Annotated in this window: 18 protein-coding genes and 1 pseudogene; 16 read left to right on the top strand and 3 right to left on the bottom strand. The window is 72.0% G+C overall.

Annotated features, from left to right (window positions below; genetic code table 11):
- The first annotated feature begins 186 nt into the window (after positions 1-186).
- Positions 187-414, top strand: a complete 228-nt coding sequence (locus tag ABZ172_RS28765; RefSeq protein WP_356888063.1) for a hypothetical protein — start codon at positions 187-189, stop codon at positions 412-414.
- 131 nt (positions 415-545) lie between these two features.
- On the opposite strand, the gene ABZ172_RS28760 is transcribed toward ABZ172_RS28765, so the two are convergent.
- Positions 546-1,910 (bottom strand): helix-turn-helix transcriptional regulator, encoded by a 1,365-nt coding sequence (locus ABZ172_RS28760; RefSeq protein WP_356888061.1) that lies wholly within the window; start codon positions 1,908-1,910, stop codon positions 546-548.
- A gap of 201 nt (positions 1,911-2,111) precedes the next feature.
- Here ABZ172_RS28760 and ABZ172_RS28755 point away from each other — a divergent pair, with 201 nt between their 5' ends.
- Positions 2,112-2,735: a hypothetical protein gene (locus ABZ172_RS28755; RefSeq protein ID WP_356888059.1), complete on the top strand. Its 624-nt coding sequence runs from the start codon at positions 2,112-2,114 to the stop codon at positions 2,733-2,735.
- 392 nt (positions 2,736-3,127) lie between these two features.
- Positions 3,128-3,328 carry a hypothetical protein gene (locus ABZ172_RS28750; protein ID WP_356888057.1) on the top strand — a complete coding sequence of 67 codons (201 nt, stop codon included), beginning with the start codon at positions 3,128-3,130 and terminating at the stop codon, positions 3,326-3,328.
- Positions 3,329-3,655: 327 nt separating this feature from the next.
- Here the strand turns inward: ABZ172_RS28750 and ABZ172_RS28745 are convergent, their stop codons facing one another.
- Positions 3,656-4,654, bottom strand: a complete 999-nt coding sequence (locus ABZ172_RS28745) for an STM4015 family protein (protein ID WP_356888055.1) — start codon at positions 4,652-4,654, stop codon at positions 3,656-3,658.
- A gap of 300 nt (positions 4,655-4,954) precedes the next feature.
- Here ABZ172_RS28745 and ABZ172_RS28740 point away from each other — a divergent pair.
- The 13 genes and pseudogenes from ABZ172_RS28740 to ABZ172_RS28680 form a co-directional block, all read left to right on the top strand.
- A pseudogene (locus ABZ172_RS28740) lies at positions 4,955-5,131 on the top strand (transposase); the annotation flags it as partial.
- Between the two features lie 729 nt (positions 5,132-5,860).
- Entirely contained in the window at positions 5,861-6,859 is a 999-nt protein-coding gene (locus ABZ172_RS28735) for a substrate-binding domain-containing protein (RefSeq protein WP_356888053.1), read from the top strand.
- Between the two features lie 64 nt (positions 6,860-6,923).
- The gene (locus ABZ172_RS28730) at positions 6,924-8,459 is read left to right on the top strand and encodes a sugar ABC transporter ATP-binding protein (RefSeq protein ID WP_356888051.1); all 1,536 of its coding nucleotides are present in this window, start codon (positions 6,924-6,926) and stop codon (positions 8,457-8,459) included.
- Positions 8,460-8,470: 11 nt separating this feature from the next.
- On the top strand, positions 8,471-9,490 hold the full coding sequence (locus tag ABZ172_RS28725) for an ABC transporter permease (protein ID WP_356888049.1): 1,020 nt from the start codon (positions 8,471-8,473) through the stop codon (positions 9,488-9,490).
- 42 nt (positions 9,491-9,532) lie between these two features.
- Positions 9,533-10,618, top strand: a complete 1,086-nt coding sequence (locus tag ABZ172_RS28720; protein WP_356888047.1) for a zinc-binding dehydrogenase — start codon at positions 9,533-9,535, stop codon at positions 10,616-10,618.
- A gap of 3 nt (positions 10,619-10,621) precedes the next feature.
- The gene (locus ABZ172_RS28715) at positions 10,622-11,905 is read left to right on the top strand and encodes a DUF4380 domain-containing protein (RefSeq protein ID WP_356888045.1); all 1,284 of its coding nucleotides are present in this window, start codon (positions 10,622-10,624) and stop codon (positions 11,903-11,905) included.
- A gap of 50 nt (positions 11,906-11,955) precedes the next feature.
- Positions 11,956-12,744: an FCD domain-containing protein gene (locus ABZ172_RS28710; protein ID WP_356888043.1), complete on the top strand. Its 789-nt coding sequence runs from the start codon at positions 11,956-11,958 to the stop codon at positions 12,742-12,744.
- Positions 12,741-13,889 carry a galactonate dehydratase gene (gene dgoD, locus ABZ172_RS28705; RefSeq protein ID WP_356888041.1) on the top strand — a complete coding sequence of 383 codons (1,149 nt, stop codon included), beginning with the start codon at positions 12,741-12,743 and terminating at the stop codon, positions 13,887-13,889. Before ABZ172_RS28710 ends, dgoD begins: the two co-directional genes overlap by 4 nt.
- Before the next feature lie 53 nt (positions 13,890-13,942).
- Positions 13,943-14,575, top strand: coding sequence for a bifunctional 4-hydroxy-2-oxoglutarate aldolase/2-dehydro-3-deoxy-phosphogluconate aldolase (locus ABZ172_RS28700; protein WP_356888039.1), 633 nt, complete (start codon positions 13,943-13,945; stop codon positions 14,573-14,575).
- A complete protein-coding gene (locus ABZ172_RS28695; protein ID WP_356888037.1) occupies positions 14,572-15,537 on the top strand; it encodes a sugar kinase in 966 nt (321 codons plus the stop codon). The genes ABZ172_RS28700 and ABZ172_RS28695 overlap by 4 nt, the downstream gene beginning before the upstream one ends.
- A gap of 88 nt (positions 15,538-15,625) precedes the next feature.
- Positions 15,626-16,615, top strand: a complete 990-nt coding sequence (locus ABZ172_RS28690; protein ID WP_356888035.1) for an SMP-30/gluconolactonase/LRE family protein — start codon at positions 15,626-15,628, stop codon at positions 16,613-16,615.
- Entirely contained in the window at positions 16,612-17,391 is a 780-nt protein-coding gene (locus ABZ172_RS28685; RefSeq protein ID WP_356888033.1) for a glucose 1-dehydrogenase, read from the top strand. The genes ABZ172_RS28690 and ABZ172_RS28685 overlap by 4 nt, the downstream gene beginning before the upstream one ends.
- Positions 17,392-17,432: 41 nt before the next feature.
- Positions 17,433-17,789, top strand: coding sequence for a transposase family protein (locus tag ABZ172_RS28680; protein ID WP_356888031.1), 357 nt, complete (start codon positions 17,433-17,435; stop codon positions 17,787-17,789).
- Between the two features lie 131 nt (positions 17,790-17,920).
- Here ABZ172_RS28680 and ABZ172_RS28675 read toward each other — a convergent pair whose 3' ends face one another.
- Positions 17,921-18,754, bottom strand: coding sequence for an alpha/beta fold hydrolase (locus ABZ172_RS28675; RefSeq protein ID WP_356888077.1), 834 nt, complete (start codon positions 18,752-18,754; stop codon positions 17,921-17,923).
- Between the last annotated feature and the right edge of the window lie 1,365 nt (positions 18,755-20,119).

Here is a 20,119-nt window from a genome sequence, read left to right as displayed (position 1 = left end):
TTCGAGGAGTTCCCGACATCGGCAGAGCGGCGAGGGCGGTCGTTCTCCGGGAGGCCGAGGCGGGACCGCAGGGCAGCCGATCAGGTTCTTCGTACCTGGATTCTCTGCGTGCCGCGTGTGCCCTCGACCGGTCTTGTGATCAAGGTGGCTCCGTACGCACATGCCCATGCCACAAGGAGAACGTTCATGATCCGTCGTATCGCGATCACCCTGGCAACTGTCGCTGCAGCCGGCTTTGTCGCCGCAGCCCCGGCTTCCGCGAACGACTGGGACGCCCACGCCGGCGGCCACGCGGGCCTCGAGGCCGGCTGGGTCAGCGGTGAGTACCAGAACCTCGGCGGCCCGTACGGGATCACCACCGCCAAGGTGCAGGCAGTCTACTTCGACGCGGAGCGCGGCTGGACCGTCCGCTGACCCCGCACCCGGGCGCACACAACTCCATGGTTCCAGATTGAAGTGAAGGGCCTGCGCCATTGCGGCACAGGCCCTTCACTCATGTCCTCGACGGAGCAGCCGCCTACCGCCCAGGCAATCTCCGGCTCAGGTCACCGGCTGTAGGGCCCCCACCGGCGGTTCAGGGTGTCGTACGTGTACCTGGGCAGGCCCTCGATGGCGCTGGTGCGGAACGGCCGCCCGTCGTCGTCGATGCGGACGGTGCCGGTGCGGCCCTGGGAGGACCAGTCCAGTTCCAGGTACCAGCGGCAGTCGCACGCCCGGGTGCTGGCGGTGACTTGCAGCACTTCGGGGTCCGTCGCGGAGACTCGGTAGGGCATGCGCACGGCAGGGATCGGCGTGCCGGAGTCGTTCCCGGCGACCGCACGGGCGAGGGGGCGGTCCTTGTCCAGGTCCACGGCGAAGGACCGCGGTGTGACCGCACCACCGCAGCCCTGGTCCATGGCGTAGGCGCTGCCTTCGGCCGGCGCGCTGCGCCCGCTCACCCGCACGCGCAGCGCTTCCAGCACGACGGCGATGTCGCTGCGTCCCTGCACCGTCAGCTCCACGAGCGTCTCGCCGCCGTGCACCGCGCCCTGCGCCGCCGCCCAGGGCGCGGCGTCCTGCGGGGCTGGGGGAGGGGGGACCCGGGCGGGCTGCTCGGCGATGACGTAGTCGTGGCCGCAGCCGAGTTTCCAGGCCTGGGAGTTCACGGACCAGGCCAGCGGCAGGCGGGCGGGCCGTCTGCCGCCGGCGGTGGCGGACGCCACGACGGACGGGGCCGCGGTGGCCCGCTTCCTCCCCGGTGCGGGCGGGTGAGCAGAGCGTGCGGCGGTGGGGGTGCGGCTGGGAGAGGGCGAGGTGCTCGGTCGCTCGGATGCCTCGGTTTTCGCCGTGCCGGTGGCGGACGGGGCGGCTGCCGCCCGGGCGGCAGTGCCGGCGGGTGCCCGGTGCCCGTCCGGCAGCGCGGTCAGCGCCCCGAGCACGACACAGGCGCAGGCCAGCACGGCCACGGCACGTCGGCGCCTGTACCACGGCCGGCACGGCGGGGACAGCGCGGACCCTGCGGGCGCCCGGTCCGGTGCGGAGGCTGCTGCGCCCCCGCCGGCCGCGGCCGCGGGACCCGGCTCGACGGCGTCCTCCACCGCGGGGCCTGCACCGCCGTCCGCGGCGTCTGCTGCGTGGGTGGTGCCGGGGCCGCTCCGGGCCGCCAGGGCCAAGAGCCAGCAGCGGTGAAGTTCCAGGCGCTCCTCGGGCGTTGCTCCGCACAGAGCCGCGAAGCGTTCCACGGATGCGAAGCCGAGCGGCACCGCCGCACCCACGCAATAGCGGTGCAGCGTCGAGGTGTTCATGCCCAGTCGGCGAGCCAGCGAGCCGTAGCTGCGCTCGGTGCGCTCCTTCAGCAACCGCAGCTGCGCCGCGAACCGCGCGACGTCGCCGCCGCCTCCGTCGTCCTGTGCCGACACAGGTCCCCCCATCCTTGTCACGACCCACGCCCCGGGACGGCGTCCCAGGCATCCGTGTACGTGCACGTCAGCGGGGCTGGGACGGTTCCACCCTGCCAGGTCGGCAGCGGGCTGTTGCGCCGGTCCGCCGCCCGGGCCGATGCTCTGGGTCAGCACCGGCCGGGCTGGACCCGGCCGCGCCGTCCACTCACTCGTCCCTCGGAGGGAACACCCATGTCCACGCGCATTCGAACAAGCGCCGTGACCGCCCTGGCCGCCACCGTTCTCACCGGGGGCGCGGTCCTGACGGCGCCCGTCGCGACCGCTGCACCGAAGACGCCGGCGCCCGCGTTCCTGTCGGCGTCCCAGCTGCCGCCGCACCCGACGTCGTCCTGGACCGCCGGGCCGGTCACCGAAGGCTTCCCTGAAGAGCTCGACCTGTGCGTCCATGCCGAGGGCGTGCCCTCCTACGACTACCGCCACCGCACGTTCCGCACCGACCTGGACACCGGCGCCGTGCAGCTGACCGTCGTCGCGGACACGGCCGCCCACGCCAAGGCCCTGGCCGAGCACTACGACGATCTGATCCGCACCTGCGCCGACCGCATCGAGGAGTCCTCGCCCGACACCGTGGCCGAGGCCCGCGACTACGGCACACTGCCGGTCGAGGAGGGCGCCCGCGTCCGTGGCCTGCACACCGAGACATCCTGGGGCGCCACCGACATCGCCCTGCTGTCGGTCGGACGGGACGACAGGACCGTCACCGTCGTCCGCTGGGCACAGCTGGGCGACTTCGACGACGCGCCCGTGGCCGCCTTCAAGAAGACAACGATCCGGGCCGTGAACAAGCTGTACTGACCGGCCCGCCACCCCGGAGCCGGGGCCGTCCTCCCGTCACGGGGGTCGGGAGGACGGCCCCGCCCCGCCCCGCTCACCCCGCCCGCGCCGTGCACCACGAACCAGTGCGCCGGTCCTGGCCGGCGCCGCCTGGCCAGGAGCAGCGCACTGGCGGACGCCCTCCTGTTCGCCTCTGGGGGTGGTGCAGGTGTCACCCGCCCAGCCGAGGAGACTGCGGACTGGGCCCGGTTCGCCCGCCCTGCTACCCCGAGCCGCCGGCCTCGCCGCTCCGGCCCCCGCGCCCGGCCCCTCACACCCCGGCAGCAGCGCCGCAGCCTTCGAGCAGCTGCTGTGCGCGCAGCACGCCCCCGCCCCCGCACCGGCAGCGCTAACCGGGACCAGGAGACCGTCTGATGATCCGCCACCTGTTCCGCCGCAGCGGCACCCAGGCCGGGGCACTCGACACCGAGGACCGGGCCGCCGTCCGCCCGGCGTTCAGGGGCTGCGCCCGGCCGGGACCGTTCTGCGTCAGCGATCACCCGCTGTTCACCGCCCCGTACACAACTGATGCTTTCGCCCGCCCGGCGGCCACCCTCCAAGGTGGGACCGCGTAGCCATGTCACCCGAAGCGGCCCTGCCCCCGGATCGAGAGCCGGGGGCAGGGCCGCCTTTTTTGCTGGGGGCACGTCACGCGCTTGAACGGTTCGGCCCGCGTAGGTGTTCTTACGCTGTCCCCGGGAGCCGCGACCGGGTCACTTACCGGGGGAGGAGCCTGTCGCTGTCGGCTTCGACATCGACGTCAAGCTCTTTGCCGAAGAAGGGCCGAGGCCGTCGCCTTGGGCGACGGGACTGCTGCTGATGAGGACGGCGGCCGGCGCGGTGGTCGGAACGCCAGCGCGCCGCAGGACGGATCCGGGCCAGTAGCGTGCCTGGCAGGACGGTCAGTAAGTGAGCGGGCCCACACTGATGCTGGGCACCGGCCTGCCGTTCTCGTCCTTGTCTGCCTCGGCGTCGGACGGGTCGAGGTTGACTTCGACGCCGGCCGGCTCGAGCGCGTCCCGGACATGCTGTCTCATCGGCTCGCTCAGGTAGTTGTGGTGCAGGTCGAGCTTCCTGAGATGGGCCAGTGGCTGCCCGCCGAGCAGCGCCTCGGCACCGGTGTCGGTCAGTGTGCCGAGCGACAGGTCGAGCACGTCGAGGCCGGCGACGACGGGCGCGGACGCCACGGCTGCCGCGATCTCGTCCTGCATCTCACTGTTACGCAGGGCGAGGCTCCGCAGCCGCGGCAGCCGGTCTCCGGACAGGATCCCCGCGAGGTCGGCGATCTCGCCGTCGCCCCCGTCGTCGCGCGCTCCCAGCCACAGTTCGAGATGTTCCAGCGCGGGCAGCTCGCTCTCGCCCACTCCGCGAAGGACGTGGCCGCGCAGGCCCGCGCTCTCGACGACGAACCTGCGTAGCGCGTCGTGGCGTATGCGGGGAAACCGGAGTGGGTGCACCCCTTCCATGTCGTAGGACTCGCCGGCCCGGACCGAGAGCTCCTCCAGGGCCGGGTAGCTCGCGAGCAGCGGCGTGACGTCGGTCTGTCCGATCCGGGAGATCCGGCACTCCGCGTCGGTGATGTCGCCGAAATAGAGAGATCGCAGTCCGGTCAGCTGCTCCCGCGCGTTCAGGAACGCCTCCACGACCTCGTCGGGCTCGGTGTCCTCCGGGTCTCCCCAGATGCCGATGACCAGCGCGCGGATGCGCGTGCTGTCTACGGCCGCGCACAGCCGCTCGAATGTGTCCTTCCACCGCTCTTCGCTGGTCCATCGCTCGTATCCGATCCGCCAGGCCACGGCATCAGCCTCCGGCAGCACGACGCCGGCCGCGTCCCGCTCCTCGGGGAACCTGAAGGCGGGGAGCCCGTAGAGCTCGGTGAGGTGGTCGTCCTTGGTTCGCATGTGCCTGCCCACTCCCGCCGCACGAGACGTCCGGCGCATCCAACGCATCTGATCGGCACGGCAGTTGTACCAGCCGCAAGTGACAACGCCGAGGCCCACCCTTCCCGGGCGCCGGTCGCCTCCCGGGGTTCTGCGGTGTCGGCTTCGAGCCGCGCATGCAGGCAAGAACTGCGCCGAAGCGTGGAACGTGGCCAACCCCGCCGAGGCCCGTCTCGCCTCCGATGGCCAGACCGGGCCGCCGCCGCAGCGACGACCACGCCTGGTCCGCCCCACTGCAGGGCGGGTCAGGGCGGGGTACTGATCATCGATGACACCCGGTTCGTCAAGAAGGGCACCACCTCGGCCGGGGTGGGCCGGCAGTACACCGGCACCTCGGGGAAGATCGACAACTGCCAGATCGGCGTGTTCGCCGCCTGCACCAACCGCTCGGGCAGGGGCCTGGTGGACCGGGAGCTCCACCTGCCGACATCCTGGACCTCCGCTGGGTGCCGGCCCGCCGCAGCGTGTCCGATCCCACCGAGATCGCCTACTGCCTCGCCCACGCACCCGTCGGCACCGAGATCGACGAACCCGCCCGGATCGCCGGCAGCCGGTGGGCGGTCGAGGAATGCTTCCGGGCCGCGAAGAACGAGCGCGGCGCGGACGAGCACGAGGTCCGCCGCTGTCCGGGCTGGTACCGGCACATCACCCCTGGCCATGCTCGCCCGGGCCTTCCTCACCACCCCGGCCACCCAAGCCGCCCACCGGGAAACCGCAGAAACGAACCGACCAGCCTCGTCTCCCTCACCGTGGCGGAAATCCGACGGCTCCTGGACGCTCTCCCGCCCACCCCAGAGTCGAACTCGGACCGCGTCAGCACGCCCTGAGACGGTCCGGCCGGCGCGGACGCCATCAAGCCGTCGCCCAACGATGCCACTGCCGGAAAGAGCCGGCTCAGGACAGGGAATCCGGCTGGAGTGTGCGGGGCTCCGGCGCGGATGCAGGCGCGCGACAGGCCGGTACCACTGAACTGACGTGCAGCCGCGATTGTCGCGAAAGTCGGATTCGCCCATAAGTGGCACCACTGTCACCGCGCGATCAAATCATTAATTAGGAATTAATCTTGACCTTACTCGCCCGTCCCTTCCATACTCGGAGCACGCCGCGGCGGCGATCCGCCCCGAATGCGGTTGTACGCAGCTTTTGCACGTGATTCGGAGTGATGTCATGAGGAACGGCAGGAAGCGGCATCGCACCGCGTTCGCCGTGTGCCTCGGTCTGGCGCTGACGATGGTCGCGCTCACCGGGTGCATCCCGCGGGCCGGGGACGGGGGCCGGGTCGGCCTGGTCTACATGGACGCCCAGGGCTACTACGCGGGTGTCCGCAAGGGCATGCAGGAATCGGTCGGCCGGCTCGGCGACGGGGTGCAGCTGCTGGAGCTGAACGCCCAGGGCGACGCCTCCAAGGAGAGCGCCTTCGTCGACACCGTGAGCGCCGCCGGGGTGAAGGCTCTGGTGCTCTCGCCCGTCTCCACCACCGCGTCCATCCCCGCGGTGCGTCTGGCGCACGAGAGCGGCGTCAAGGTGGTCTGCTACAACACCTGCCTCACCGAGGAGGCGACGCAAAAGTACGTGAGCGCCTGGGTGCTGGGCGATCCGGTGAAGTTCGGGGAGCTGGCCGGGGCCGAGGCGGCGAAGTACTTCAAGGCGGAAGGCATCGAGGACCCGCGCATCGCCGTGCTCAACTGCGAGACGGTCGAGGTCTGCATCCAGCGCCGGGTGGGGTTCGAGAAGGCACTCTTCGCGGAGCTGCCCGAGGCCAGGATCGTCACCAACCAGCAGGGCACCACGATCGACCAGGCCCTTGAGGTAGCCGACCGCATCCTGAGCGCCCAGTCCCGGGTCGACGCGTTCTACGGCGAGTCCGGCGGCGCCACGATGGGTGCGGTCCGCGCCGTGCGCCAGCGCGGCTTCGTGGGGCGGACGGTGGTCTTCGGCAGCGACATGACGTCCGACGTGGCCAGGGAGCTGGCCGACCACCGGGTGCTCAAGGCCGATGTGGACATCTCGGGGGTTGAGGTCGGTGAGCTGGCCACGCGTACGACCGCACGGGTCATCGCCGGCGAGGAGCTCGACGGCCCCGTCGTCCCCGCGCCCGTGAAGCTGTACTCCACCCCCCGGGAAGCCCGTGAGTGGCTGCGTACGCACCCGGACGGCCTGCCGTGACGGGCACCGGGGCCGTCGCCTCCTCCTCTTCTTCCCCCGTCCCTCCGGTGTCCCTGGAGCGAGTATGACCACCACCTCACCGCCGCCCGGTCGGCCCGGCCCCGTACCGGCCGCCGAGGCGACCGGCCTGAACAAGCGGTATCCGGGCGTACGTGCCCTGGCCGACGTCGACTTCCGGGTCGAGCCGGGCGAGGTCCGCGCCCTCCTCGGGCGCAACGGAGCGGGCAAGTCCACGCTCATCCGGATGCTGTCCGGCGTCGAGACCCCCGACAGCGGCGAGGTCTGTATCGGGGGTGAGGTCCTCGGCCATGGCGGGGTACGCCGGGCCGCGGAGCTGGGCGCGGCCACGGTCCATCAGGAGCTGAGCCTGGTGCCGGAGATGACGGTCGCCGAGAACCTGTTCCTCGGCGAGTGGCCGCGGCGCGGGCTGTCCGGGGTGGACTACGCCCGGATGCGGCAGGAGGCGGCCGAGGTCCTGGCCGAACTGGATGTACGGGTGGATCCGGAGGACACCGTCGGCTCGCTGCCGCTGGCCGAGCAGCAGCTCGTGGAGATCGCCCGCGCGGTACGCCGCCGGCCCCGGCTGCTGATCCTGGACGAGCCGACCAGCGCGCTCGCCGCCGGGGAGGCGCGGACCGTCCTGGAGGCGGTCGGCCGTATCTCCGCGGCCGGGGTCGCGGTCATCTACGTGAGCCACCGGCTGGACGAGATCCGGCAGGTGGCGCGGAGCGTCACGGTCGTCAGGGACGGCAGAGTGGTGGACACGGTGGACGTCCAGGAGGCGACGACGGGGCAGATCGTCGCCCTCATGCTCGGTGAAGCCGCCCGTGAGCAGCAACCGTTCGCACCGCGTGCGGTCGACCGCTCCCGGGAACCGCTCCTGTCCGTGCGTGGGCTGACGCTCGCACCGAAGCTCGAGGGTGTGGACCTTGATCTGTACGCGGGTGAAGTCCTGGGCATCGGCGGCCTGCTGGGCTCGGGCCGCAGTGAGCTGCTCCGCTCGATCGCCGGTTTCGAGCCCGCCGCCGAGCGCACGGTCGCCTTCGCGGGACGGCCGGTGGCCCGTCCCACCGCGGCCGCCATGAAGCGCCTCGGGGTGGGCATGACCCCCGAGGACCGCAAGGGCGAGGGCATCGTTCCCCTGCTGGGCGTCGGTGAGAACATGACGATGTCCTGGTTCGCCGGGGTCAGCGGGCGGGCCGGTCTCTCCCCGCGCCGGGCCGGTGAGGCCGGTGAGGAGCTGGTGCGCCGGCTCGCGGTCAAGACCCCCGGGCTGGACACCCCCATCGTCAACCTCAGCGGCGGCAACCAGCAGAAGGCCGTCATCGGCCGCTGGCTGCACGCCCGCAGCCGTGTGCTGCTCCTGGACGAACCCACCCGTGGGGTGGACGTCGAGGCCAAACAGCAGATCTACCGCCTGATCCGGTCCCTGGCCGACGAAGGCGCCGTCGTGGTCTTCGTCTCCGGTGAGCTGGAGGAGCTCCCGCTCGTCTGCGACCGGGTTCTGACGCTGCAGCACGGCCGGTTCACCCGCGAGTTCCTCGCACCCGACATCACTCTCGACGACATCATGGCCGCCACCATGGCGGTGGAAGTGTGAGGCAGACAACCATGTCCTCGACCCTCGTGGCCGACAAGCCGTCCGGCCCTCCGTCACCGTCCACGGGCGCCGTCCGCGTCCGCCGCCTGCGCCACCTCAACGAGGTGGGACTGCTGGCCGCGATCGTGGCGCTCTACATCGTGCTCGGCGTCACCGCGGGCGGATTCCTCAGCACCGACAACCAGCTCGGCATCCTGCGGGACGCCGCGACCGTCGGCATCCCGGCCCTCGGTGTCACCCTGGTGATCATCGCCGGGGAGATCGACATCAGCATCGGCCCGGCCGTGGCCTTTGCCTCGGTGCTCTTCGCCAAGGGCGCCACCGAGTGGGACCTCGGGCTCCCCGTCGCACTGCTGCTCACTCTGGTGGCCGGCGCTCTGTGGGGATCGGCGGCCGGATGGCTGCGGGCCCGGTTCGGGGTGCCGTCCTTCATCGCCACGCTCGGACTCTGGAGCGCTCTGGGCGGCCTCGCGCTCTACACCACCAACGCGCTCCCCGTCGCCACCCCCGGCGGCGGCTTCATGGACGCGCTCGGCGGCAAGATCCTCGGCATCCCGACCCCGGCGGTCGTCCTGGTCCTGCTGTTCTTGGTGTTCTGGTATGTCGCCCGCCGCACGGCCTACGGCCGGTCGGTCTACGCGGTGGGCGGCAACGCGGCCGCCGCGCAGCTGGCGGGTATCCCGATCAGCCGCGTCCGCGTCGCGCTCTTCGCCACCACGGGGCTGCTCGCCGCGCTCACGGGCATCCTGATGGCGGCCCGGCTGGGTTCGGGCAACGGCGGGGCGGCCGCGGGCCTGGAGTTCGACGTGATCGCCGCCGTCGTCATCGGCGGCACCGCCCTCGCCGGCGGGCGGGGAAGCCTGGTCGGGACGATGCTGGGCGTCCTGTTCATCTCGGTGATCGCCAACGGGCTGGTCCTGCTGGGGGTCAACTCCTTCCTCCAGGATGTCGTGCGCGGCCTGATCATCGTCGGGGCCGTCCTGATCAACGTCGTCATCTCCCGCAAGAGCCTGACGACACGCACCACCTGACCCGTACGCCACGATCCGTACGACCCGCACGAAGGACACCCCATGAGCGAGACCCTCACACCGCCGCCCGCGACCATGCGCGGCGTGTACCTGCCGGGGAACAGCAGCGCCGAGGTCCGGGAGCTGCCCGTGCCCGTCCCCGGTCCGGGACAGCTACTGCTGCGCGTGGGCGCGGCCGGTATCTGCGGCAGCGACATCGGCTACATCTACCGCGAGCACAAGACCCACCGAGGAGTGGACGGACCCGCCTACCAGGGTGTCGTCGCCGGTCACGAGCCCAGTGGCACCGTCGTGGCGACCGGCCCCGGCGTCCGGCGGCACCGCCCGGGTGACCGGGTGGTGGTCTACCACATCGCCGGCTGCGGGCTCTGCGACAACTGCGCCCGCGGATACCAGATCAGCTGCTCCTCCCCCTCCCGCGCGGCCTACGGCTGGCAGCGCGACGGCGGGGCCGCCGACTACCTCCTCGCCGACGAGCACACCCTCGTCCCCCTCCCCGACGAGCTGAGCTTCGTGGACGGGGCGCTCATCGCCTGCGGTTTCGGCACCGCCTACGAAGGCATCCGGCGGATCGGAGTGAACGGGGACGACGACCTGCTCGTCGTCGGGCTCGGTCCGGTGGGCCTGGCCGCGGCGATGACCGGCCGGGGGCGCGGAGCGCGGCGGGTCATCGGGGTGGAGGTGTCGCCCGAGCGCCGCGCCTGGGCAGAGAGGCTGGACGTCTTCGACGCCACGGTCACCCCCCAGGAGGCCGCCGACACCGTCGCGGCCCTGACCGGCGGGCGGGGGGCCTCCACCGCGATCGACTGCTCGGGCACCCGGCCCGGCCGGTCGACCGCTATCGCGCACATCGCCGAGTGGGGGCGGATCTCCCTGGTCGGCGAGGGCGGGACGCTGGAGACCGAGGTGTCCGACGCCCTGCTGCACAAGCAGGTCACGCTCCACGCCTCCTGGGTCACCTCGGTCCCGGCCATGGCCGAACTGGCCCGCAACCTGGTGCGCTGGGGCGTCCGGCCGGAGCGGATCGTCAGCGACCGCTTCGCCCTCGGACGGGCCGACGAGGCGTTCGCACTCGCCGCGGGGGCCGCCCGGGGCAAGGTCGTGCTCGAACCCGGTCTGGACGGCTGAGCGGTGACCGGCGCCAACGACACCGTACGGGTGCGGCGCACCCCCGTAGCGTACGGCGAGCTGATCACGCTCGACGCCGGGGCGCTGACGGTGACCGCCGCCCCCGCGCTGGGCGGCCGGCTGCTGTCGGTGACTCTGGACGGCGCGGAGTTCCTGTACCGCAATCCGCGCCTGCTGGACAGCCGCCTCACACCGCTGCCGGGCGCGCGGCCCGGTCCGCACGGGGGCCCGATGGCGGACTGGCTCAACTGGGGCGGGGACAAGACCTGGCCGGCGCCGCAGGGCTGGGACGGACCCGAGCAGTGGGCGGGGCCACCGGACCCGGTGCTGGACTCGGGCCCGTACAGGGCGCGGGTCGACCGGCTCGACGACGCGGTGGTACTCGTACTCACCAGCGGCGATGACCCCCGGACCGGCCTGCGGCTGGAACGCCGGATCGTTCTGCGCCCCGGCAGCACGGCTTTCGGTCTTCACCTGAGCATGACCAACACCTCGTCCGGGGAACGGCGTTGGGCGCTGTGGAACGTGACCCAGCTCGCCGGTGCGCCGACGGCGGACCTGTCGGCCGCCGAGGGCGTCTACCTCGGACTCGCCGGTTCCGGGCGACCCGCCTCCGTACCGCTGGTCGCCGGGACCGGCTGGCCCCGGGTGCGGGAAACCTCTTCGGGAGTCCTCCACGTGCCGCACCAAGAGGTGGTCGGGAAGGTGGGATTCCCCGACTCCGCGGGGTGGCTGGCGCACGTCGGGCCGGAGCGCACCCTGACGCAGCGGTTCACCGTCCACGAGGGCGCCTACCCCGACGAGGGGTCGCGGGCCGAGGTGTGGATGGAGTGCCCGCTGGCGCAGGGGCTGCCGCATCTGGGCGGTCTGCTGCCGCGCGACCACGTCGTGGAGTGCGAGGCGCTGGGGCCGCTGACGACGCTCGCCCCCGGAGCCTCGGCCTCGCTGGAGGTGGAGTTCGGAGTCGGCCCCTCGGTCGGTCCGGTCGGGTCCGTGACCCCGGCCGGCCATTGGGCGGAGCCGCCTCGCGGGGCGGACGGTGGACGTTCGCGGGACCTGTTCGTGCCGTATGCCTCGGGCCGGCTGGAGGTCCGCGGGCCGCTCGGGACCCCACCGCTCGCGCTGGACGGACTGGAACCCGGCCGGGCGCACCCGGTGCGCCTGCCGCAGGAGCGGCTGCCATGCGGGGACTGGGAGTTGACCGCGCCGGCTCCCGGCGGCGGCACCGTGCGGGTGGCCTGCTTCACCGTCGGGGAGGACGGAAAACCGACACATTTTATTTACTAAATAATATAGGATGACGGTGCGCGCACCGCGTGGTCGAGGAAGGACGCAACATGGCCGAGTACGTGGGCAGGGGCCTGCACGGACAGATCGTCGAGAAGGTCGGCACCCGCATCGTGCAGGGACGTCTGCGAGTGGGAGAGACCCTGGACATGGCCGCCCTCATCGACGAACTCGGCATCAGCCAGACGGTGTTGCGGGAGGCCGTCAAGGTCCTCACCGCCAAGGGCCTGGTCGACGCACGGCAGAAGCGCGGTACGTTCGTCCGCCCCCGCGACCACTGGAATCTCCTCGACGCCGACGTCATCCGCTGGCAGTTCGCCGCCGACGCACCGGAGCTGGTCCTGCGGGACCTCGCCGAGGTACGCCTCGTCATCGAACCGGCCGCCGCCCGCCTGGCCGCCGAACGGCGCACGGAGGAGGACCTGGCGGCCCTGGATGCGGCCCTCGCCCGCATGGGTGAAACCTCCGGCGACCCGGCCGAGGCGGCCGAAGCCGACCTCGCCTGGCACCGCGCCCTGCTCCGGGCCACCCACAACGAACTGCTCCAGCGCATGGACGTCTTCATCGGACCGGCCCTGGCCGAACGCGACCGACTGGTCCACTCCGCCGAGGCCGACGACCCCGTCCCGGCACACGAGCCCGTCCTGCGCGCCGTACGCGACGCCGACCCGGCCGCCGCCGAGCAGGCCATACGCGCACTGCTCGCCCGTGCCGACGCCGACCTGGCGCGCACCGCGGCCCCCTCCCGTGCCCGCCCCGAGGCCGCGACGGACGACGACGACCGCACCGGCCGGGGCGGCGGGCACGCCACCCCACCGAAGGACCGGGAAGCACCATGAAGATCACCCGCATCGAGACCTTCCGGGTACCGCCCCGCTGGCTGTTCTGCCGTGTGGAGACGGACGAGGGGATCGTCGGCTGGGGGGAGCCGGTGGTCGAGGGCCGCGCCGACACCGTCCGTACGGCCGTCGCCGAACTGGCCGAGTACCTCGTCGGTCTGGACCCCAGGAACATCGAGGACCACTGGCAGGTGATGACCCGCGGTACCTTCTACCGCGGCGGGCCGGTGCTCTCCAGCGCCGTCGCCGGCATCGACCAGGCGCTGTGGGACATCCGGGGACAGGCCCTCGGCGTCCCCGTGCACGATCTCCTCGGCGGCGCCGTCCGCGACCGGGCCCGCGTCTACTGCTGGGTCGGCGGCGACGAACCGGCCGAGATCGCCGACGCGGTGAGCGCCCAGGTCGAGGCCGGGTTCACAGCCGTCAAGATGAACGCCACCGGGCGCACCGGGCGCCTGGGCGGCGCGGCCGACATCGCCGCAGCGTACGCCCGTGTGGCCACCGCGCGCGAGGTGCTCGGCCCCGGCCGGGACGTCGCCGTGGACCTGCACGGCCGCCTCGGCCCGGCCGGAGCGCGGCGTCTGCTCACCGCGCTGGAGGACCTGCACCCGCTGTTCGCGGAGGAGCCGGTCACCCCGGAGCACACCCGGCTGCTGGAGCCGCTCGTCCGTGCCACCACCGTGCCGGTCGCCACCGGTGAACGCCTCTACTCACGCTGGGACTTCCTGCCCGCGCTGACCGCCGGGATCGCCGTCGCACAGCCCGACCCCTCGCACGCCGGGGGCATCTCCGAACTGCGCCGGATCGCCTCCCTCGCCGAGACCTTCGACGTCCAGCTGGCACCGCACTGCCCCCTGGGGCCCATCGCGCTCGCCGCATCGCTCCAGGTCGCCTTCGCCACACCCAACTTCCTGATCCAGGAACAGAGCATCGGCATCCACTACAACGACGGCGCCGAACTCCTCGACTACGTCGTCGACCCGGAGGTCTTCCGCTTCACCGACGGACACGTCGCCCGCCCCACGGGGCCGGGGCTGGGCATCACCGTCGACGAGAACGCGGTCCGCCGGGCCGATGCCGCCGCGGGAGCGCCCTGGCGCACCCCACTGTGGCGCCATCCCGACGGATCGTTCGCCGAGTGGTGACACCCGCCCCGCCCGACCCGCATCCGTACCGCACTCCCCGAGGACCGACCCGCATGAGCTTCACCGACCGACTCCGCCGCGAACGCGTGATCGCCATCGTCCGCGGCTCCGCCCCGAAGACCGCCGAACGGACCGTACACACCCTTCGCGAGGAGGGTGTCGGCCTGATCGAGGTCTCCCTGACGACACCCGACGCGGCCGACGTCATCGCGCGCTGCGTCCGGGAGGCCGGAGACGCCCTCATCGGTGCCGGCACCGTGCTCACGGCCGACGACGCGCGCGCCGTCCAGCAGGCGGGAGCCGCGTTCGTCGTCACGCCCGCACTCGCGGAGGGCAGCGTGACCGCGCACGCGCTCGGGCTGCCGGTCGTGGCCGGTGCGCTGACCCCCACCGAGGTCGTCCGGGCGGTCACCGAGGGCGCCACCGCCGTCAAGCTGTTCCCCGCCTCGATCGGCGGCCCGGCCTACCTCCGCTCCCTGCGTGAACCGCTGCCCCACGTCCCCTTCGTCCCGACCGGCGGCGTGGACACCGAGACGGCCCGCGCCTATCTGGAGGCCGGAGCCCTCGCCGTCGGCGTCGGATCGCCCATCGCGGGAGACGCCCCGCACGGCGGCGACCTGGACGCGCTCCGCGCGCGATGCCGCGCCTTCCTCGCGGCCGTCGCCGGACACCGGGAGGGAGCATGAGCACCGGGACCGCCCCCGACGTCGTCACGCTCGGGGAGACGATGGCCGTCTTCCGGGCCTCCGGCCCGCTCCGGATGGGCGGAGACCTGCGGCTCTCGGTGGCCGGAGCCGAGTCCAACGTGGCCGTGGGGCTGACCCGGCTCGGACACCGTGCCCGGTGGATCGGCCGCGTCGGTGACGACGAACTGGGCACCCTGATCCTGCGCAGCCTCCGAGCGGAGTCCGTGGACACCACCGGCGCCCGCAGGGACCCCGAGGCACCCACCGGGCTACTGCTCTCCGAACCGCGCATCGCCGACCTGACCCGCATCCAGTACTACCGCACCGGTTCGGCGGGCTCACGGCTCGGCCCGGAGGACGTGGCGCCCGCCCTGCTCGACGGTGCGCGGATCCTGCATGTCTCCGGGATCACCTGTGCCCTGGGGCCGCGCCCCCTGGCCGCCGTCCACACGGCCGTCAAGGCGGCCCGCGCCGCCGGAATGCTGGTCAGCCTGGACGTGAACCACCGCCCCCGGCTGTGGAGTTCGTCCAGGGCTGCCGACGTCCTTCGCCCGCTGGCCCGGGAGGCCGACCTCGTGATCGCCTCCGACGACGAACTCGCCCTGGCCGCCGCGCCCCGGGCCCGCACCGCAGCCGACCGCGTCCGGTCGCTGCTCTCCGGCGGCCGGACCCGCGAGGTGGCCGTCAAGCTCGGCGGCCACGGCGCCGAACTGCACACCGCCGAAGGACGGGAACACACCCCCGCGCGCCGGGTCGCCGTCCGCGACACCGTGGGAGCCGGTGACGCCTTCACCGCCGGTCTGCTCTCAGGGGTACTCGACGGCCTCGGCACACGGGAACGCCTGGAGCGGGCCAACACGGTGGGCGCCTTCGCCGTCGGATCCGAGGGCGACTGGCAGGGTTTGCCCGAGCGCCGCGAACTCGCCCTGCTGGACCGTGAGGAGGGTGCCACCCTGCGCTGAACCGCCTCCCTCCCACCACGCCGGGCTCCACCGCCCGCGTATCCACCCCGGCCTCCGCGACCTGCGGCGGGCCCGAAGGAGTGAGACCGTGACCCGCCCACCGCACACGGCGGCCGCCCCACCGGCGTTCCGCCCCTGGACCACCCGCCGGCGCGAACTGGGCGAGGGCCTGCGCCACACCGGCGACCGCCTGGTGACCGTCGACATCCTCGACGGCACCCTCACCGCCCTCGACCCGGCCGAGCCCGGCGACGGCGAGGCCCTGCTGCGCCTGGACATCCCGCTGGGCGCCGTCGCACCGCTGGCCGGGCACCCCGGCCACTGGCTGGCAGCGGCAGGTACGGGCGCAGCCGTGCTGGCACCCGACGGAAGCCGCACCTGGCTGGCCCGGCCCGGCGCCGCCGCCCCCGCACGCAGTCGCGTCAACGACGGATGCTGCGACCCTTCGGGACGCTTCTGGTTCGGCACCATGCCCTACGGAGGCGAGCGCGGCCTCGGCCGGCTGCACCGCGTCGACCACGACGGTTCGGTCACCACCGTGGTGGACGGTCTCACCATCCCCAACGGCCCCGCGTTCACGGCCGACGGAACGGTGATGTATCTGGCCGACAGCGGCGAGGGCCGTATCGACCGTTTCCGGGTGCGCCCGGAGGACGGCCGGCTCCTCGACCGGGACACCCATGTCGTGTTCGCTCCGGGTAACGGTGGTCCGGATGGGATGGTGGTGGATGACGGTGGTTGTCTTTGGGTGGCGGTCTGGGGTGGTGGGGTGGTCCATCGTTATGCTCCCGACGGTACCCTTGTCGCTGTTTTGCGGCTCCCTGCGGTCCAGCCCACCAGTCCGGTGCTTGTCGCGGGCACCCTGTTCGTGGCGACCGCGACGATCGGTCTCGTGCCGCCTCCCGCCGGCTCGCCTGGGAGCGGTTCCCGGCACGACGGTCGGGTCCTGGCCGCGGTCGTGGGTGTGTCGGCACCAGCCGCCCACCCCGCTGTGCTGTGTCCGGGAACGCCGGGTGTTCCGTCCGATGCCATCGCTGCCCGGCCGTCTGCCGGCGTCATTTCCACGGAGGTACTGTGAACGCCCATCCTTTCCAGGATCGCACTGCCATCGTGACCGGCGGTGCCCAGGGCATCGGCGAGGCCATTGTCGAGGTCCTGCTGGCGGGAGGCGCCGCTGTCGCGGTGCTGGACCGTGACGAGGCGGCGCTCGGCCGGGCGGCCGAGCGGCACGCCTCTCACGCGGACCGGTTCCTGCCGCTGGCCGTGGACATCACTGACGAAGCCGGAGTCGCCGCTGCCGCCTCGGCCGTCGCCGATCGTTTCGGTGCGGCCACGCTCTTGGTCAACAATGCCGGTATCAATGCCTACTTCGATCCGGCCGCGATGACCACCGACGAGTGGGACCACGTTTTCGCGGTCGACCTCAAAGGTGCCTGGCTCGTCGCCAAGCAGCTCATCCCCGCGATGCGCGAGCGTGCCGAGGGATCGATCGTCAATGTGGCCTCGCTGCACGCCCGGTTGACCTCCGCCGGTTACTTCCCCTATGCGGCCGCGAAGTCGGGTCTGCTGGGGCTGACCCGCAGTCTGGCCCTCGAACTCGCCCCGCAAGGTGTTCGGGTCAACGCGGTCAGCCCGGGCTGGACCCGAACAGCGCTGGTGCGTGACTACTTCGCCGCCCAACCCGATCCGGTGGCCGCCGAGGCCGAGGTGGTGGGCGTCCACCCGATGCGGCGGATGTGCGAACCGCGGGACGTGGCCGAGGTCGTGGCGTTTCTTCTCGGTCCGGGTGCCCGGGGGATCACCGGGGCCGAGATTCCCGTCGACGGTGGCCTCGGGGCCCGCTTCGCGGGCTGACGTGAGAATGTGTGAAAGTCCTGGCGCCGTGTCGGTGGCTCATGGGGCTCTTGGGGTGCGCCCGCCTGATCTGGATATTCGCCGCCTGGCCCGGCCGTACCCACGGCATCACCGCCGCCCGCCACGACCACATTCTGACCCACCTCCGGGCCACCGGTCTCGGGGCGCTGGCTGACCTGGGATTCCGCGGCCTGGACCACGACGTACGCGATCCCGTGCTCGTCACCGACTTCCACACCAGCCGCACTCACAAGCTCACACCCGGCCAGAAGGAAGCCAACCGGGTCCTCGCCGCCGGTCGAGCACGGCTTCGCCCACCTCAAGAACTGGCCGGCACTCACCAAGCTCCGCACCGAACCAGCCTGCGCCCCCCGGCACGCACGCCCTGCTCACTCTGATGAATCTCGAAGTCAGCCGCTGACCGACGATTTGACCGGCGGACGGCCGTCCACGACCAGCGTGAGCGACCCCGGAGCCGACCTATCAACGCCTCGATCCACGACCTCGAAGTGCCGGGAGCTCGGTCGGTTCAAGTTCGAGCCAGTCCCGCGGCGACCGCCTCGGCGAGTGCGGCGGGTTGAGACAGGAACGGGGAGTGAGAGCTGTCGAGTTCGGTCACGGTGGTCGGTGAAGTCGACACGGCGTCGATGTCCTTGATGATGCGATGCTGGAGCGCCGCAGGGATAACGTGGTCCCGGCGGCAGACCACGTACGAATGCGGGATGCTGCCGTAGCGCTGCTCGGTGACGGTCAGCTCCTCGGTGGGGAGTCCCAACGGGGCGTCCGGCTGGAGCAGGGCGATTGCGGCGTCCGCGGTACGGTCGTCGACGTCGTTGTAGAAGGTCTCCTTGATCTCGTCGCGCCTGGCCGGGTCGCGGGTGTCGATACGCACCGCGCCGACGACGGCCGGGTCCGCCGCGATGAGCCGGTTCACCTTCTCGCCGGCGTTCTCCGGGTAACTGTTGTATTGGCCCGCCGGTACCCCGGCCACCGGCGCGAACGCCGACACGTAGACGAGTCCGCCCACGAGTTCCGGTGCGAGCTCCGCGGCCGCGGTGGCGACAACGCCGCCCATGCTGTGCGCGACGACGAGACATGGCTGCCCGGCACCGATCACACGTATCCGATCGGCGAGATCGGCCGCCGCAGAGGACGCGGTGATGTGCGCCACCGCGGACGGCTCGGTGGTGAACGCCGCCGCATCGAACGGGCGTGCTCCGTGGCTGCGTGGTGCGCGTCCACGCAGTCCGTGGCCCTCGAGATCGACTGCGACCGACTGGATCCCGCTGGCGGCCAGCTGCTCGACCACGGGACTCCAGCACCAGCTACCGTGCCAGAACCCGTGTACCAGCACGACAGGCATGTAATTCTGCATTTCTACCTCACTGTTCGCGATGCTGTGCGTGCGACACATGGACGCCCGGCAACAGCCTAAGTGGCTGTTGTCGCTCCGGGCTTGAGGAGTGTTCGTCGATCGGGTGATCGCCGCTTGCTGTGGGCATGAAGACAGGGCCTCTTGGCAGCTCGGGGTTGCGAAGCCAACCGAGTTCCAGGAGACCCTGTTGCTGCAGTTGTACGTGCTCGCGCCGGTGGAGTTCAACTCGGTTTCTCCGTATTGTGATTGTGCCGCCCACCGGTTCGGAAACGCAGCCGGTCACCCGGAGCGTGTTCGGTGGTATCCCTCGGACATGACGGACGCGGAGTGGGCCGTGGTCCGGCCGCTGCTACGGTGCCGGGCTGGATGCGAGGCCGGGGCGGGCAGGCGGAGATGTCGTGCCCCCGCGCGTTGTCGGACGCGATCCGTTACCTCGTCGACAACGGAATCAAGTGGCGCGGTATGCCGGTCGACTTCCCGCCGTGGGATCGGGTCTAGGCCTTCTTCCGGCCGCTGGCGCGACCACGGCCTGATCAAGGAGGTCCACGACCGGCTGCGTGGACAGGTCCGTGAAACGTTCTCCTGGCAGTTCGAAGGCCCTTGGTGAAGTCGGTGCCGGTTCGCGAGCGCGGTGAGGATGCGCTGATAGTCCACCGACAGTACCGATCAGGCCAGCCCCTCGCGCCACACCGGCACCTGCGACTTCGGTTTGCCGGCGGTCCGGGCGCCGGGCGCGCGTCCGCGTCCTGCAGGTCGGGGACAGCCTCTTGACCGGCCGATGCCACCGCCCTCCGGAAATAGGAGAGTGCCCACCCGCCTGAGGGCGATCGCCCGCTCCTGCTGCGTTGGCCTCGTTCTTGCTGTGTCCTGTAGTGGATCCGAACAGTGCTGGTCACGCGACCGCGACGTCATCAGGGCTGCGTCGTCGGTGATATGTGGGTGCTCACGTGGGGGTGTGGTCGTGGGGTGTGGGGGAGAGGGATGCGGCGGTCTCGGAGTGGGGCAGGGTGTTGGTCACGGGGAGCGGGTGCGTGTGGGTGGGGGGTGGGTTGTCATTGAGGGCCTGGGCGGTGTGTGTGGGTCGAGGTGGGTTTCTCGTAGTCCCGTCGGGCTGGCTGGGGGCGTCGGGCTGCCCGGGGGCGTGGGGCTGCCCGGGGGCGTCGGGCCGGCTGGCTGGGGGCGTCGGGCCGGTTGGGGGCGTCGGGGTGGCTGGCTGGGGGTAGGCGGCTGAGCGGCCCGTCCGTCGGCGTGGCCGAAGATCAGGAGAGGACACGATCAGCGTGAGTGACGCCGAGGACCGGAAGCAGACCCCCGACGGAGCGGCCGAACTTCTGGTTCGCTGTCTGGAGAACG

The sequence above is a fragment of the Streptomyces sp. NPDC006296 genome (assembly GCF_040613235.1).
Classification (GTDB): Bacteria; Actinomycetota; Actinomycetes; order Streptomycetales; family Streptomycetaceae; genus Streptomyces.
This window is presented reverse-complemented; position numbering and strand designations above follow the sequence as displayed.